Annotated in this window: 16 protein-coding genes; 10 read left to right on the forward strand and 6 right to left on the reverse strand. The window is 73.7% G+C overall.

The annotated features are described in order from the left end of the window. Positions 1 to 60 precede the first annotated feature (60 nt). Entirely contained in the window at positions 61 to 423 is a 363-nt protein-coding gene (locus OG823_RS28860; RefSeq protein ID WP_371483019.1) for a hypothetical protein, read from the forward strand. Positions 424 to 521: 98 nt separating this feature from the next. On the opposite strand, the gene OG823_RS28865 is transcribed toward OG823_RS28860, so the two are convergent. Further along, complete coding sequence (locus OG823_RS28865; protein ID WP_371483020.1) at positions 522 to 2,066, reverse strand: serine/threonine-protein kinase; 1,545 nt, start codon at positions 2,064 to 2,066, stop codon at positions 522 to 524. Positions 2,067 to 2,177: 111 nt separating this feature from the next. Further along, positions 2,178 to 2,987: a serine/threonine protein kinase gene (locus tag OG823_RS28870; protein ID WP_371483021.1), complete on the reverse strand. Its 810-nt coding sequence runs from the start codon at positions 2,985 to 2,987 to the stop codon at positions 2,178 to 2,180. Positions 2,988 to 3,342: 355 nt separating this feature from the next. Here OG823_RS28870 and OG823_RS28875 point away from each other — a divergent pair, with 355 nt between their 5' ends. Together OG823_RS28875 and OG823_RS28880 are read left to right on the forward strand one after the other, a co-directional pair. After that, on the forward strand, positions 3,343 to 4,314 hold the full coding sequence (locus OG823_RS28875; RefSeq protein ID WP_371483022.1) for an aldo/keto reductase: 972 nt from the start codon (positions 3,343 to 3,345) through the stop codon (positions 4,312 to 4,314). Positions 4,315 to 4,509: 195 nt separating this feature from the next. Beyond that, positions 4,510 to 5,148: a C39 family peptidase gene (locus tag OG823_RS28880; protein WP_371483023.1), complete on the forward strand. Its 639-nt coding sequence runs from the start codon at positions 4,510 to 4,512 to the stop codon at positions 5,146 to 5,148. Between the two features lie 149 nt (positions 5,149 to 5,297). On the opposite strand, the gene OG823_RS28885 is transcribed toward OG823_RS28880, so the two are convergent. After that, a complete protein-coding gene (locus tag OG823_RS28885) occupies positions 5,298 to 6,155 on the reverse strand; it encodes a hypothetical protein (protein WP_371483024.1) in 858 nt (285 codons plus the stop codon). A gap of 179 nt (positions 6,156 to 6,334) precedes the next feature. On the opposite strand from OG823_RS28885, the gene rpe reads away from it, so the two are divergent. From rpe to OG823_RS28910, 5 genes are all read left to right on the forward strand, one after another. Further along, complete coding sequence (rpe, locus tag OG823_RS28890; protein ID WP_371483025.1) at positions 6,335 to 7,018, forward strand: ribulose-phosphate 3-epimerase; 684 nt, start codon at positions 6,335 to 6,337, stop codon at positions 7,016 to 7,018. Between the two features lie 185 nt (positions 7,019 to 7,203). Then, complete coding sequence (locus OG823_RS28895) at positions 7,204 to 8,082, forward strand: alpha/beta hydrolase (RefSeq protein WP_371483026.1); 879 nt, start codon at positions 7,204 to 7,206, stop codon at positions 8,080 to 8,082. A 101-nt stretch (positions 8,083 to 8,183) separates the two neighbouring features. Next, on the forward strand, positions 8,184 to 9,143 hold the full coding sequence (locus OG823_RS28900; RefSeq protein ID WP_371483027.1) for a pirin family protein: 960 nt from the start codon (positions 8,184 to 8,186) through the stop codon (positions 9,141 to 9,143). A 270-nt stretch (positions 9,144 to 9,413) separates the two neighbouring features. Continuing rightward, positions 9,414 to 10,991, forward strand: coding sequence for an alpha/beta hydrolase (locus OG823_RS28905; protein ID WP_371483028.1), 1,578 nt, complete (start codon positions 9,414 to 9,416; stop codon positions 10,989 to 10,991). A gap of 160 nt (positions 10,992 to 11,151) precedes the next feature. Further along, positions 11,152 to 11,316, forward strand: a complete 165-nt coding sequence (locus OG823_RS28910; RefSeq protein ID WP_371483029.1) for a hypothetical protein — start codon at positions 11,152 to 11,154, stop codon at positions 11,314 to 11,316. 62 nt (positions 11,317 to 11,378) lie between these two features. On the opposite strand, the gene OG823_RS28915 is transcribed toward OG823_RS28910, so the two are convergent. Continuing rightward, positions 11,379 to 11,795, reverse strand: a complete 417-nt coding sequence (locus tag OG823_RS28915) for an SsgA family sporulation/cell division regulator (protein WP_371483030.1) — start codon at positions 11,793 to 11,795, stop codon at positions 11,379 to 11,381. Between the two features lie 139 nt (positions 11,796 to 11,934). Continuing rightward, positions 11,935 to 12,543, reverse strand: a complete 609-nt coding sequence (locus tag OG823_RS28920; protein WP_371483031.1) for a TetR/AcrR family transcriptional regulator — start codon at positions 12,541 to 12,543, stop codon at positions 11,935 to 11,937. An 80-nt stretch (positions 12,544 to 12,623) separates the two neighbouring features. On the opposite strand from OG823_RS28920, the gene OG823_RS28925 reads away from it, so the two are divergent. Next, positions 12,624 to 13,019, forward strand: a complete 396-nt coding sequence (locus tag OG823_RS28925) for a DUF4345 domain-containing protein (protein WP_371483032.1) — start codon at positions 12,624 to 12,626, stop codon at positions 13,017 to 13,019. Between the two features lie 118 nt (positions 13,020 to 13,137). Here OG823_RS28925 and OG823_RS28930 read toward each other — a convergent pair whose 3' ends face one another. After that, positions 13,138 to 13,365, reverse strand: coding sequence for a hypothetical protein (locus OG823_RS28930; RefSeq protein WP_371483033.1), 228 nt, complete (start codon positions 13,363 to 13,365; stop codon positions 13,138 to 13,140). Positions 13,366 to 13,660: 295 nt separating this feature from the next. Between OG823_RS28930 and OG823_RS28935 the strand changes: the two genes are divergently transcribed. Next, positions 13,661 to 14,944: a molybdopterin-dependent oxidoreductase gene (locus tag OG823_RS28935; RefSeq protein WP_371484691.1), complete on the forward strand. Its 1,284-nt coding sequence runs from the start codon at positions 13,661 to 13,663 to the stop codon at positions 14,942 to 14,944. Positions 14,945 to 14,946: the final 2 nt, after the last annotated feature.

Raw genomic sequence — 14,946 nt, forward strand, 5'->3', positions numbered from 1 at the left:
CCGCGCGACCGGGGCGTCCTCGGCACCCACCCGTCAGCACGAAGGAGAATCATGTTCGGTGTGCGCAAGCTTGCCCTGGCCGGCGCGGCGGCCGTCCTGGGGGTCGCCACCCTGGGGCTCACCGCCACCTCCGCGGAGGCGGCCGGCGGCTGCTCCGACAACGGCAACGGCACCTTCAACTGCAACGTCTGGAAGACCGCTCCGACCTACTTCGAGGGCAACGTGCGGGCCGGCACCCTCAACGCCGGTACCAACTACTTCTACTGCCAGGCCGTCGGCTCCGAGATGTCCGACGGGGCCTACCACAACAACTGGTACGCCAGGACGGACGACGACAGCGGTAACCGCGGTGTCTGGGTGAACGTCATCTACCTCTCGGGCGGCGGGAACGACGAGCCGGTGCCGGGGCTGCCCTGGTGCTGACCGCGCCCCGGCGGTCGGCCGGATGATCCGCCGTCCCCGCTCGCCCGTCCACCCCGGCGGGCGGGGACGGCCTGCCGGCTCCTCGGCTCGTCCCGTCCTCAGCGGGTGTACTGCGCCAGGTAGTCCATCACCTTGTCGACATGTGCCCTGACTCGCTCGGGCACGCCGCCGGCGTCGGCCACGGTCTTGTCGCTGGTGCGGTAGCCGGCCACGACCAGCGCGGGAAGGTCCTCGGTCATGCCGCGGTGCTTGAACCGCTGGTCGAGCCAGCAGACGTAGTCGCCCATGCTGACGATCGCGTCCGGCGCCGACATGTAGTCCTTGTCGCCGTCGTTGTCGCCGTCCTGGGCCCAGGCGTTGAAGACCGCGGGCGTCCACATCGCGATGCCGTACTCCTGCGTCGACGGGTTGGCGGCGGCGGGGTCGAAGCCGCTCTCCGCCTTGAGCATGGCGGCCAGCAGTGCGGGGGTCACCTCCGGTTCCGGGCAGCGCCGGGCCGTGTCGGTGATCACCGCGCGCAGTTCCCGTGGCACGTCCGAGTCCTCGGGGAGGGCGCCCCGAGCCGTGCCGGTCACGCCCCGAGCGGCGCCGGTCGCGGGGGTCGGCGCCGGCGCCGGGGGAGGATAGGTGCGGAGCGTGGCCGGCCCGCCGACGACGACCGTCGCCGTGCCGAGGCCGAGGACGAGCGCGGCGCCGGCCGCGAACAGGGCGGCGCGCCGGGCCCGTCGTCTCCGCGGCGCCGCCGTGGCGGCGAGCGAGTGGACCCGGGCCGCCAGCAGGGCCGAGGTGAGCCGGGCCCGTTCGGCCTGGTCCGGCTGGAGGCAGTCCACCACGATCGCCCGCCAGGGCTCGGACAGTCCTTCGTGCAGCCGCAGTCGGCAGGCGCCGCGGGCGTACGCCTGGGCAGTGAGCGAGCGGGCGCGGGCGGTGGCGCCGAGAAAAGGATGCAGCCCGCCGGTGAGCACCTGGTGCGCGATGACGCCGAACGCCCAGACGTCGGCACTCGGTCGCAGCGGGACGCCCCTGCTGCCGGCCCGCTGGGACCACCACTCCGGCGGTACGTGGTCGAGCGAGCCGAGCGGGGGCACGTACGCGTGGGTGCCCTCCAGCTCGGCGGTCAGCCCGAAGTCGGCCAGCCGGACGGTGTCGTCGGCCATCAGCAGGATGTTGGCGCCCTTGAGGTCGCCGTGCACCCAGCCCCGCCGGTGCATGTGGGCCAGCCCCGCGCACACCTCGCCGAGGATCCGCTCGGCGCCGGGAAGCGGCCGGCCGGGCGTCGCGGCGGACAGCGCGTCCCGCAGGCTGCGGTCGGCGCGCTCCATCACCAGCGCCACGGCGCCGTCGAGCCGGGGGTCCTCCGGAGTCCGCAGTGTGGCGGTGGCGAAGGTCCGGATGAGATGGGGGTGATCGGCCTCCCGGCTGAACCGGACCTCCCTGGCGGCGAGTTCGGCCATCGTCGCGCGTTGCCCAGGACTCAGCAGGTCGGGTCGGAGCAGCTTCACCGCGACCGGTGCGCCGTCGGCCACCCGCTCGGCGGCATAGACGCTGCTCCACCCGCCCGAGCCGATCAGGCCGGTGATCCGTACCCCCGCGAGGACGCTGCCTGCCGGGATGTCCAGCGGAGTCCGCCCTCGGTCGTTCACGTGGGTTCGGCGCCTTTCGGGGTCGGGTCGGGTCGGATCGTGGGCCGGTCGGATCGTGGGCCGGTCGGTCGGGGGTCGGTCGAGGTCCGGGGGTTGCCGGCCGGGTCGCGCTCAGACGCTCCGGCGGCTCGGCAGCAGGGCCAGGTGCTCCTCCCTGACCAGGTCGAACCGCAGGGCGAGGGCCACGAGTTCCTCGCGCTTCCCGCCGGCCGTCCGGACCGCACCCGCCGTCCGGGCCGCGTCGGCCGTCCGGGTCGTACCGGCAGGGGCGCGGCGCTCGTCCTCGCGCAGCCGGAGTTTGCTGCCCGCGAGGTAGTCGATGTGGTAGTTGACGGCGGATCTGCTCAGGTCGCCGCAGCCCGGCAGACCGCGCAGGCGCTCGACCACCTCGGTCGCCCCGGGGACGGCGGCGGCGGCCGACCGCAGTCGCGGTTCGCAGAGCGCCAGCAGGACCAGGAAGTACTTGGAGGTCGGGTCCAGGGCGAACGGGCTCACCGTGTGCTCGCCGGTGCACGGGCCCACCGCCTCGTCCAGGTAGGCGTGTTGGGGAGCGAAGACCTTGAACTCGGTGGCGCCGCCGACCGAGGGCAGTACCACCCGGGAGAACTCGAACGGCACGGGTGCGCCGAGCCGCCCGGGCGCGACCTTGAGATGCTCACCGGCGCCTTCGAGATTCTCGACCACATAGGTGGTGCCGGAGCTGAAGTTGGACAGCCGCCAGTAGTCCTCGGCGGCGGTGAGCTCGCCCGCGCGCCGCGAGACCGCCTGGTCGTCGAGCGCGATGGCGACCGGCCGTCCGGGTGAGCCCCGCCCGAACTCGGCGCTCTCGCCGGGGCCCATCCGCAGCAGCCGGGGCGGGTCGGTCCGGCCGGTGGCCCGGAGCCCCGGGAGGTCGGGCAGTTGCACGATGACCGTGTCCAAGGAGCGTCCTTCCCCGGCGTACGGCCGACGTTCCGTCAGCGTCCGGTGGCCGGTGGCCGGTGGGTCGGACGTGACGGCCGACGGCTCGGCCACGGCCGGGGGTGCCGACCGTGTGACGTACACGCAGCATCGTACGCGCTCCGGAGTGCCCCGGTCACGGGCGGTCATGGTGGTGGCGGGTCAGGGTGCCGGAGTGGGCGCCGGAGTGGGCGCCGTGCTGCCCGCGGTCTTCGGCCCACTGCCCGTCAGGAGTTCGGCGCTCGCGGGCGCCGATCCGGCCGGAGCGCGGCCCGGTACGGCCGTGGCGGAGATTCGTGCTGGACAAACCGGTCGGAGCGGCGGAGGGTGGTGGACCATGGAGTTCACCCACCTCGGCCGTACCGGCCTGACCGTCTCCCGTCTCTGCCTGGGCACCATGAACTTCGGCCCGCACACCGAAGAGGCCGACGCCCACGAGATCATGGACACCGCCCACGAGCAGGGCATCAACTTCTTCGACACGGCCAACGTCTACGGCTGGGGCGAGAACAGGGGCCGCACCGAAGAGATCATCGGCAGCTGGTTCGCCAAGGGCGGCGGCCGCCGTGAGAAGACCGTCCTGGCCACCAAGCTCTACGGCGACATGGGGGACTGGCCCAACGAGGGCAAGCTCTCCGCCCTCAACATCCGCCGCGCGGTGGAGGCCAGCCTGCGCCGCCTGCAGACCGACCACATCGACCTCTACCAGATGCACCACGTCGACCGGGCGACTCCCTGGGAGGAGATCTGGCAGGCGATGGAGGTGCTGGTCGCCCAGGGCAAGATCGTCTACGTCGGCTCCAGCAACTTCGCCGGCTGGCACATCGCCCAGGCGCAGGAGAGCGCGAAGGCCCGCAACTTCCTCGGTCTCTCCAGCGAGCAGTCGATCTACAACCTGCTGGAGCGCTCCGTCGAGCTGGAGGTCGTCCCGGCCGCCCAGCACTACGGCCTCGGCCTCATCCCGTGGTCCCCGCTGCACGGCGGGCTGCTCGGCGGAGTTCTGCGCAAGGAGCGCGAGGGCGTCCGGCGCAGCCAGGGCCGCTCGGCCGAGACGGTGGAGGCCAAGCGCGACCAGATCCAGGCGTACGAGGACCTCGCCGCCGAGATCGGGCACGAGCCCGGCGACGTCGCCCTGGCCTGGCTGCTCTCCCGCCCGGCCGTCACCGCGCCGATCGTCGGCCCGCGCACGCTCGACCAGCTGCACGCGGCCGTGCGCGCGCTGGACGTGAGCCTGGACCAGAAGACGCTGGACCGCCTCGACGAGATCTTCCCGGGCCACCGCACGGCGCCGGAGGACTACGCCTGGTAGCACACCGGCGGCGCGCGGCACGCGCCGTACCGGCCCGGACACCCCGCCGGTACGGGCGGCGCCGCGCGCCGCCGTCGTCCGTCCCCGGAGGCCGCCGTCCCGGGGACGGACGACGACGGTCCTGCCGCTGTGCCCCGCGGCCCCGCGGGCCCGCTTCGACGCGAAGGCGGCGCGGGCCTGTGGCAGGGTCGGTCCATGACGACCACCGCGGAGCTCATCCACCAGGTGCCCTACTACTCCCAGTGGGAGTCCCCCGGACTGGTCCGGGAGATCATCGGGGGGCAGCTGAGCGCCGCCGACGATCCGTTGTGGGGACAGTCCGGGGCGACGACACCGGAGGAGTACGAGTACTGGTCCTGGCGGCTGTGCGGGGTGGCCTGCCTGCGGATGGCACTGGACTACTGGTGGGGCCTGGCACCGCCGCCCATCACTCTTGCGGGTGAATGCCTGGACGCCGGTGCGTACGTGCGCAAGGGCGAGCTGCTGGAGGGGCTGATCCACGCCCCGTTCGCCGCGTACGTGAGCGGGCGGTGGGGGCTGGCCGCGCGCTCGCGGCCGGAGCTGCCGGCCGCCGAGATACCGGGCCACCTGGCGGCCGGCGAGCTGGTGATGCTGTCGGTGCACCCGGCCGTCCGGATGCTCGGGGCCGCCGAGCCGCCGCGCCGTGGCGGCCATCTGGTGCTGGCGGTCGGCGACGCGGCCGGTGATCTGGTGATCCACAACCCGTCCGGCTTCGCCGGGGAGTCGCAGGAGTTCGCCCGGGTGCCCTGGCCGGATCTGTCGCGGTTCTACGCGGGGCGCGGCATCGTGCTCGGGCCGCACGGCTCGGGCTGAGCGGGCTGACGGGTTCGGGCCGCCCTGGGGTGGGCCACCCTGGGGTGGGCGCCGGAGTGGCGCGTCGGTCCGGAGTCGGCCCGCGCGGCGCCGACGCTGCGCGGCCCGAACCCGGGGCCGACTCCGGGCCGACTCCGGGACGACGACGCTCAGCCGGCCATGGCCGGGAGCCCGATCGGGTTGATCGGCGGCAACGCGGTGCGACAGATCGCCGAGATGGGCCGGAGGTCCTCGACGAGCCGGTCCAGCTCGGCGCGGCGGCAGCCCTCCCAGACCCGGGCCGCGGCGAGGTCGGTGGCCGCCTCCAGGCTCTGGTGCCGGATCCGGCCGCACTCCGTGATCGTCCCCCGGCCGGTAAGCCAGCCGCGCTCGACCAGCCGTTCGGTGGCGGCGTCCCACTCCTCGTCGGTCCAGCCGCGGTACGGCTGCATCGAATCCCGGCGGACGTCCAGCGAACATCGCACCACCAGTGCCTCGCACCCGTCCAGGCCCGCGCCGACCAGCGCCGCGACGTGCCCGTCACCCCGGTGCTCGCGCATCACGGTGGTGGCCTGCCAGAGCCGGCCGAGGACACCCTCGGGCCGGGGCAGCGCGGCGTTGGCGGCGGCCAGCACCCGGCCCGCGCAGTCCAGTTCGGCGGCGGCCCGCTCCAGGCGGTCGGTCACCCGCTCGATCTGCTCGGGCTTGACGTGCTCCAGCAGCCGCTCCAGCGCGGCCGCCGCGCCGGTGGTCCGGGCGGCGAGGGCGGCCTCCGGGGTGGCCCGGCTCCAGACGTCCGGCAGCGCCCGCTCGACCATGCTGGGCGCGAAGCTGAAGAACGCGGCGGTGACCGGTGGGGCGTCCACCGCGCCGAGCGGTGCGGCGCGGCCCGCGAAGTAGCCGCGCCAACTGCCGCGTAATCCGGCCGCCTCGTACGCGGCCCTCCCCTCGGGGGAGAAGTAGGTGACGGCGTGCACCGGCTCGAAGAGCCACCACAACGCACGGGCGGGATGGACCAGATCGGCCATCGGAAGACCTTCCTCGGAGGGACGGGGACGGATCACGGCGGCGGTCACGATAGCGCGCCTGCCCTGTGATGCGGGTCACGAGCGCGTATCACTGTTCATCCCTGCCCGCCGCGCCGGGGGATGATGTGGCCGGAGGTGCCCGCTCCCGGCACCCGTGTCCAGCTGTGAAGGCATCGGAAATGGCGCAGATCAACCCCAGCATCCTGTCGGCCGACTTCGCGCGCCTGGCCGAGGAGGCCGAGGCCGTCCGGGGCGCGGACTGGCTGCACGTCGATGTGATGGACAACCACTTCGTCCCGAACCTGACGCTGGGCGTCCCGGTCGTCGAGTCCCTCGCGCGCGCCACCGACACCCCGCTCGACCTCCACCTGATGATCGAGGACCCGGACCGCTGGGCGCCGCAGTACGTCGAGGCCGGCGCCGGCTCCGTCACCTTCCACGTCGAGGCCGCGGCCGCGCCCGTCCGGCTGGCCCGCGAGATCCGCGCCAAGGGCGCCCGGGCGTCGATGGCCCTCAAGCCCGGCACCCCGATCGAGCCCTACGAGGACCTGCTCCCCGAGCTCGACATGCTGCTGATCATGACGGTCGAGCCCGGCTTCGGCGGGCAGGCCTTCCTCGACATCATGCTGCCCAAGATCCGCCGGACCAGGGAGCTGATCGCCAAGTACGACCTCGACCTCTGGCTCCAGGTCGACGGCGGCGTCTCGGCCGCCACCATCGAGCGCTGCGCCGAGGCCGGCGCGGACGTCTTCGTGGCCGGCTCGGCCGTGTACGGCGCGGCCGACCCGGCGGAGGCGATCCGCGCGCTGCGCGCCCAGGCCGAGGCCGCCACCGCCACTGCCTCCTGGGCCTGCGCGCACTGACGGCCCGTCCGGCGCCCGTCCGCCCCTGCCGTGGCCACCGCCCGGCCGCGCGCCTGCCCGCTGTCGCCCGACGGTGACGGGCCCGGCACCGTCCGCGCACCCGCCCGCCCCTACAGTGGGGGCTCGCCGTCGAAGGGGGAGACGCAGTGGGTCACGGGACAGGTGCCGGTGCACCGTCGGGCCGGGTGGGACGCCGAACGCTGCTGCGCGCCGCCGTCGGGCTGGGCACCCTGACGGCGGCCGGCGCCGGTGCCGGCGTGGCGATGGCCGAGGACGTGCTGCCGGGGGGTGTCCGGCTGCGCCGGGTGCTCGGTCTGACCGGCCCGGACGGCACCGTCCCGAACGTCACGCCCGGTCCGCTGAACAGCTCCGACGCCCCTTCGGCCGCCCGCGGCACCACCGTGCGGATGATCACGATGCTCCCGCCCGGCGCCGCCCGCCCGGGCGACCTGCCGGTCTGCCTCGCGCTGCACGGGCGCGGCGGCAACGCGCAGAGCATGGTGGACGCCGGGCTGCCGCAGTTCCTGGCGGCGGCCGTGGCGGCGGGAGTCGCGCCGTTCGCGCTGGTCGCGGTGGACGGTGGGGACGCCTCGTACTGGCACCGCACCGGGGCCGACGATCCCCAGCGGATGCTGCTGGGCGAGCTGCCCGGCCGACTGGCCCAGCAGGGCCTGCGCGCCCCGGCGGGTGTGCTCGGCATCTCGATGGGAGGCTCCGGCGCGCTGCGCTACGCCCGGGGCCGCGGTTCGGGCTTCGGCCCGGTCGCGCTCCTCAGCCCCGCCCTCTTCCGTACCTGGGCGGACGCCCGGACGGTCGGCAGTTTCAGCACCGAGGCCGACTGGCGCGAGCACGAGCCGCTGCTGCACCTGGACCAGCCGCACGGCAGCCCGCTCGGCGTCTGGTGCGGCACCGAGGACCCGTTCTGCGGCGCGGCCCGGACGCTGGCCCCGGGTGCGGCGCAGGCGCACTTCCCGCGCGGCGAGCACACCCAGGGCTTCTGGGCCCGGGTCCTGCCGCAGGTGACCGCCTTCATGGGCAGCGCGCTGGCGGATCTGCCCGCCTGAGCCGGGGGCGCCGGGAGCGGCTGCTTCCCGATCCGGGCCCGCCGGGCGGATGATCGTACCGACCCCCGGCGCGGCCGGCCCCGATCAGTACGGTGGACGACATGAGCAATCTCGACCTCAGCCCCTCCCCGACCCGCTGCGGCGGCGAGGCGGACCAGGGGCCCGTCAAGGAACTGCTGACCGGGCGCCGGGTCAAGCTGGGAGAGAGCACCGAGGTACGCCGGCTGCTGCCCGGCCTCGGGCGGCGGATGGTCGGCGCCTGGTGCTTCGTCGACCACTACGGCCCCGACGACATCGCGGACGAGCCCGGTATGCAGGTACCGCCGCACCCGCACATGGGCCTGCAGACCGTCAGCTGGCTGCACGAGGGCGAGGTGCTGCACCGGGACAGCCTCGGCAGCCTGCAGACCGTACGGCCCTACGAGCTCGGGCTGATGACCTCCGGCCGGGCGATCTCCCACTCGGAGGAGTCCCCCCGCGAGCACGCCCGGCTGTTGCACGGCGCCCAGCTCTGGGTCGCCCTGCCGGACGGCCACCGGCACACCGCGCCCGCCTTCGAGCACCACGCCGCCCTCCCGCTCGTCACGGCGCCCGGCCTGCGCGGCACCGTCATCATGGGCACCCTCGACGGCGCCACCTCGCCCGGCACCGCGTACACCCCACTGGTGGGCGCCGACCTGGCGCTGACCGAGGGCGCCGAACTGCGCCTGCCGCTGGAGCGGGAGTTCGAGTACGCGGTGCTGGCGATGAGCGGCAGCGTGGACGTGGACGGCGTCCGGGTCGAGCCCGGCTCACTGCTCTACCTGGGCTGCGGCCGCAGCGAACTGCCCCTGCTGGCCCGGACGGACAGCGCGGTCCTGCTGCTCGGCGGAGAGCCGTTCGAGGAGGAGATCGTGATGTGGTGGAACTTCATCGGCCGCTCCGGCGCGGAGATCGCCCAGGCCCGGGAGGAGTGGGAGCAGGGCCTGCGGTTCGGTGAGGTGCGCGGCTACGACGGTGCCCGGTTGCGCGCGCCCCACGTCCCCGCCGTGCCGCTGAAGCCGCGCGGGCGGGCGCGCTGAACCGGTCCGACGTCTCCGGGGGTGGCCCCGCGCCTCCTGTGGTCGGCGGTGTTCCGGGAGTGGCCCCGCTGGCGGCGGAGCTTTCGTGGCGCGACCATTCAGGTGGAGGTTGCCATGGCGAGGGACACACCGGAACCGCCGATCGGGCCGGTGCCGCCCGGAGCGGCTGACGGTGCTCAGCCGGAGCCGGAGCCGGACCCGGCGCCGGCTCCGAACGAACGCAGGACTCCGCTCCACCTCACACTCCCCGGGTGCTGGGGTGCCGTCGTCGTGGGGTGCCTCTCCTTCACGCCTTCGTTGCTGCCGCGCGGCGGGATCGTCCAGGGCCTCATCGTCGGCATCACCGCCGCCATCGGCTACGGGCTGGGGGTGCTCCTCGCCTGCGTCTGGCGTGCTTTCGCCGATCGCGCCCCCCGGATTCCGCGGCGTCGGGCCTGGGCCGTCTTCCTCGTCTGCGCCTTCGTCCTGTTCGCCGCCTTCTTCGCACTCGGGCAGTACTGGCAGAACGAGATCCGCAACCTGATGGGGGTGAAGGACTACAACATCCTCTTCGCCGTCCTCTCGCCCCTCGTCGCCGCGCTGGTCTTCTGCCTCCTCCTCCTGCTCGCGCGGGGGATCCGCGGCCTCTACCGGTGGGCCGCGAGTCTGCTCCGGCGCTGGATCGGGCCCCGCGCCACCCACGCGGTCGCCTGGATCCTGGCTGCCGGTGTCACCTATCTGATCGTCACCGGGCTGCTGCTCGACGGTCTCGTCGGCGTCGCCAACGAGACGTTCTCGCTGCGCGACACCACGACCACCGAGGGGGTGCAGCAGCCCGGATCCGCGCTGCGTTCGGGCGGACCGGACTCCCTCGTGCCCTGGGACTCGCTGGGCCGGCAGGGGCGCAACTTCACCGGGACGGGCCCTTCGGAGCGCGACATCGCGCAGTTCTCCCACCGGCCGGCCATGGAACCGATCAGGACGTACGCCGGGCTGGGCTCGGCCTCCGACACGGAGTCCCGCGCCGCTCTGGCGGTTCAGGACCTCACCCGTGCGGGCGGTTTCCAGCGCAAGAACCTGCTCGTGGTGACCACGACCGGCAGCGGCTGGGTCGACCCGGCCTCGATCGACACGTTCGAGTACCTCAGCGGCGGCGACTCGGCGGCCGTGGCGCTCCAGTACTCCTACCTGCCGTCCTGGATCTCCTACCTGGTCGACCAGACGAAGGCCCGCGAGGCGGGCCGCGACCTCTTCGACGCCGTCTACGACGTCTGGTCGAAGCTGCCCGCCGGTGAACGACCCCGGCTGTTCGTCGCGGGGGAGAGCCTGGGCTCGTTCGGCGGGGAGGCCGCCTTCAGCGGAGAGTACGACCTGCGCAACCGCACGGCGGGCACGCTGTTCGCCGGGCCGCCCAATTTCAACACCCTGTTCCGGGAGTTCAGCGACCGCCGTGACGCCGGCAGCCCGGAGGTCCAACCCGTCTACAAGGACGGGCGGACCGTACGCTTCTCGAATGATCCGGTCACGGGCATCGTGCCGACGGGTCAGCCCTGGGAGGGCAGCCGGGTCCTCTACCTCATGCACCCGTCCGATCCGATCGTCTGGTGGAGCCCGCGCCTCGTCTTCAGCGAGCCGGACTGGATCGGCCAGGCACCCGGCAGGGACGTGCTGGAGGGCATGGTCTGGATGCCGTTCGTGACCTTCTGGCAGGTCACCGCCGACCTTCCGTTCTCCACCGGCGTTCCGGCCGGCCACGGCCACAAGTACGCGGCCGAGTACGTCGACGGATGGAACGCCGTCATGCAGCCCTCCGGGGTCTCCGGTGAGGACCTGAGCAGTCTCAGGAGCATCATCGGGGCCGAGAAGTGACGGTCGGCCCACCGCGGAGGTGACGGGCGGCCCACCGCGTGAACGCGTGCCGACGGCGTCCCGTCCCGGCGCGGGTGAAGGCCGCGGGGCCGCGGGGGTTTGCGGCGCCTCGACGCGGCCAGACGAGGGAAGATCATTCGCCGAGTGCAGGAGGAAACCGATGCTGTCGATCCTGGTTCTGGTGAGCGCCCCGCTGCTGCTCGCCGCCATCCTGCTGGTCGGTCGTACTCCCGCGCAGCGCTGGACCGCCCGGCCGCAGACTCCGTCCGGCGGTGCCGGCGCCCGTCGGCGACTGATCGCCCGCCACGAGCGCGGCGGCCGGTAGCCCCTCGCACCGCCCTGGCCCCGGCCGTGGCGGACCCCGGCGCCTCGCGCCGGGGCAGCCGTTCAGCTCGCGGTGAGCGTGGCGACCACCCATGCGTCGATCGCGCTCTCACAGTCCTCGACGCCGGCGGGAACGATGTCGGTGGTCCGGCCGAGAAACCGGGTCAGCGGGCCGGTGTCGACACCCACCAGCGCGGGCCCGTCCGTCCCGTGCAGGGTGATGAGGACGCGGTCGTTTCCGGGATCGGGATCGGGTTCGACGCGGACGTCGCCGTGGCCCGAGGGCCGGTCCAGGCCCTCGGCGAGGAGATCGCGGGAGAACACCCAGGTGCTGCTGCGGGGGCCGGGATCGAACTCCACGTGCACGGCGAACGGATCGTCCGCCGTGTACGACCACGTCGACCAGAAGGCCACGTACCCCCGTTCACCGGGCAGGAGGACGGCAACCTCGAACAGGAACACTGCGGAGCGGGAGGACACATGATCTCCAGTCGGGCACGCACGGTGGTGCCGCGCGTGTATCCCGCTTTCGTCCGGGCAAACGGGTACGAGGGGCGGGGCAGGTCGCAATCACCCCTTCGGTCGAGCGGGCGGCCCCGCGGCCGACCGGCCGGGCCCCCTACCGGGGCCAGTCCGGTGCCGGGTCGTCGGCGAGAAGGGGCCGCAGGGCGCCCAGCACGGCACCGACGCAGACGTCCCGCAGTTCGGTGCGGGTGCAGGTCTCGTTGGTCAGCCAGTCCACGCAGAGCACCTGGACGAACACGAGCCAGCTCCTCAGCACCCCCGACACGGCGTCCCGGGCGCTCTCGTCGGCGAGCGGAAGCACGTTGAGGAGGCGTTCGCGGAGCGCGTCGAGCTCGTCGGCGATCACGGTCTGGACCACGCGGTCGCCGGCGAGGACGCGGTTGGCCGCGAGCACGGTGTTGCGGTTGGCGGCGAAGTACTCGATGTGGGCGTCCAGGCCCTCGACGAGCTGTTCGACGAGGGTGTCGGCGGGGTCGAAGCGGGTGCGGGCCAGCAACCTGTCGGCCACTTGCTGGTAGACGGCGGCGAAGAGGTCGCGCTTGTTCGCGAAGTGGCGGTAGAGCAGGGCGCGGGAGACGCCCGCGTGGTGGGCGACGTCCTCCATCAGCACGTCGTCGTACGGGTGCGCGGCGAAGAGCCGGGCGCCGACGCCGAGGAGCTGAGCCCGGCGTTCGTCGGGGCTGAGTCGTTGGCGGGGAGGCACGGACCCAGCTTACTTGACGCGTGTCTACTGGCCGGGCGTACTCTGGTAGACACGTGTCAACCAGGGGTGAGGGGTGGGTCATGGCGGCCAGGTTTCTCAGAGGTCTCGCGTGGGCGATGGGCATCGCCTGCTTGGCGATCGGGCTCGGTCACGTTCTGCTGGGGAACGCGTCGATCCCCGGCGAGGGCTCGGCGGACGCGACGATCGACAGCCTGGGCCGGTTCTTCGGCGCGATCTTCGCGGGCTACGGACTGGCCTGGCTGTGGGTGGTCCGGCAGTCGCCGATCCCGGCGACGGCGGTGCGGTGGCTGGCCGGGGTGTTCCTGCTCGGTGCGGCGGGACGCCTGCTGTCGCTCGCCGCGTGCGGGTGGCCGGACGGGTTCCAGGTGGTGCTGACGGTGATCGAACTGATCGTGCCGCCGGTGTTCTTCCTGCTGGCGGACGCGGAGGAGCCCCGGGCGGCGGCCCGCGCCTGACGGTGCGTCGTGGGTCGTGGGTCGTGGGTCGTGGGGTGTGGGCCGTGGGGCGTGGGTCGTGGGTCGTGCGTCGTGGGTCGTGGGTCGTGGGGCGTGCGTCGTCGGTCCTGGGCCGGTGTCAGCCCGGTGTGACGGTGCGCAGGAAGAAGGAGTCGATGGCCCGGACGGCCAGCGTCAGCGCGTCCGGGTCGGAGGACTTGGTGATGTAGGCGTTGGCGTGCGCGCGGTGGGCCCCGGCGATGTCGTCGGCGGCCCTCGGCGCGCGGACCGTCGCCGTGCCGCGGCCGCTCGGCTGTCGGACGCGCGGCGGAGCGCCGGACTGGGCCGTCCGGTGGACAGCGGGCACGGCCGGGTCGGATGAACACGTGGCGGTGTGCGGTGCACCCGAGAATCGCGTCGTGGCGCCCGCCCGGATTGCGGACAAGTGACGTTGGGACCCGGCAGTGTCAGGTGAAGAGCACGGTCAACGCCCCGATCAGGCGGATCGTCACGCGGGAGCGGCCGCCACGGCTCGGGGCGGCGCGGACGGCACCCCCGGACCGGGCGTCGCCGCGGAGTCCGCGACGACGCGGCCGGAGCCGCCCGGGGGAGCCGCTCAGCGGAGCCCGACCGGGCGGATCGGGACGCTGACGGGTCGTGCGATCACCCTGGCGAAGGACCCGCCCCGTCCGCCGGGCCCGTTCCGGCCCGGGTTCTGGCGCTCGCCGATCCGCGGGCCGTGGCTGACCGCCGTGCTCGGCCTGGTGCTGCTGTTCGGGATCACCGTCCTGTTCGTCACCGGGCTGCTCTCCTACGCCGCCTACAACCCGTGGCTGGGTGCAGTGAACGACAAGACCCCCGACAAGGGGATCCTCGGCTTCTACCTGTTCGCCTGGCCGACCGACCCGTACTGGCTGTACCGCCTCACCCAGGGTGTCCACGTCACGCTCGGCGTCGTCCTGGTACCGGTGGTGCTGGCCAAGCTCTGGTCGGTCATCCCGAAGCTCTTCGAGTGGCCGCCCGCCCGCAGCCCCGCGCACGCGGTCGAGCGGCTGTCGCTGCTCCTGCTGGTCGGCGGCGTGATCTTCGAGTTCACGACCGGCATCCTCAACATCCAGCTGCACTACGTCATCCCGGGTTCGTTCTACCCCCTGCACTTCTACGGCGCCTGGGTGTTCATCGCCGCGTTCGTGGTGCACGTCGCCCTGCGGTCGGCCCGGATGTGGCGCGCCCTGCGCTCGCGCCGCCTCGCCGAGGTACTCCGTACCGACACCGCCCACACCGTGCCCGAGCCACCGGACGACTCCGGTCTCGTCGCTGCCGCGCCGCGCGCGGCGACGATGAGCCGGCGTGGCGCCCTGGCACTGACCGGCGCCGGCTCCCTCACCCTGCTGGTGGTGACGGCGGGCCAGAGCATCGGCGGCCCCTGGCGCCGTACGGCCCTGCTGGCCCCGCACGACCGGGACCCCGCCGACGGCCCGAACGGCTTCCAGGTCAACAAGACGGCCGCCGCCGTCGGCGTCACGGCCGAGGACATCGGGCCCGCCTGGCGGCTGAACGTCCACGGCCCGGCCAGCACCTTCACCTTCGCCCGGGACCAGCTCCTGGCGATGCCCCAGTGGGCCGCGGCGCTGCCGATCGCCTGCGTGGAGGGCTGGTCCACCGACGACCAGCACTGGTCGGGCCCGCGCCTGGCCGACCTCGCGGCGCTCGCCGGGCTTCCGGACGCCGGGAGCGTGCTGGTGGAGTCCGTGCAGCGGGGCGGGTCGTTCAGCAGGGTGCTGCTGGCGGGCAACCAGATCCGCGACCCCCGCTCGCTGCTGGCCCTGCACGTCAACGGCGCCGACCTCTCGCCGGACCACGGCTACCCGGCCCGGATCATCGTTCCCGCCAACCCCGGTGTCAACAACACCAAGTGGGTCGGCAACCTCACCTTCCGGACGTGACC

Origin of the sequence: Kitasatospora sp. NBC_00315 (genome assembly GCF_041435095.1) — a bacterium.
In the GTDB taxonomy this organism is placed as follows: domain Bacteria; phylum Actinomycetota; class Actinomycetes; order Streptomycetales; family Streptomycetaceae; genus Kitasatospora.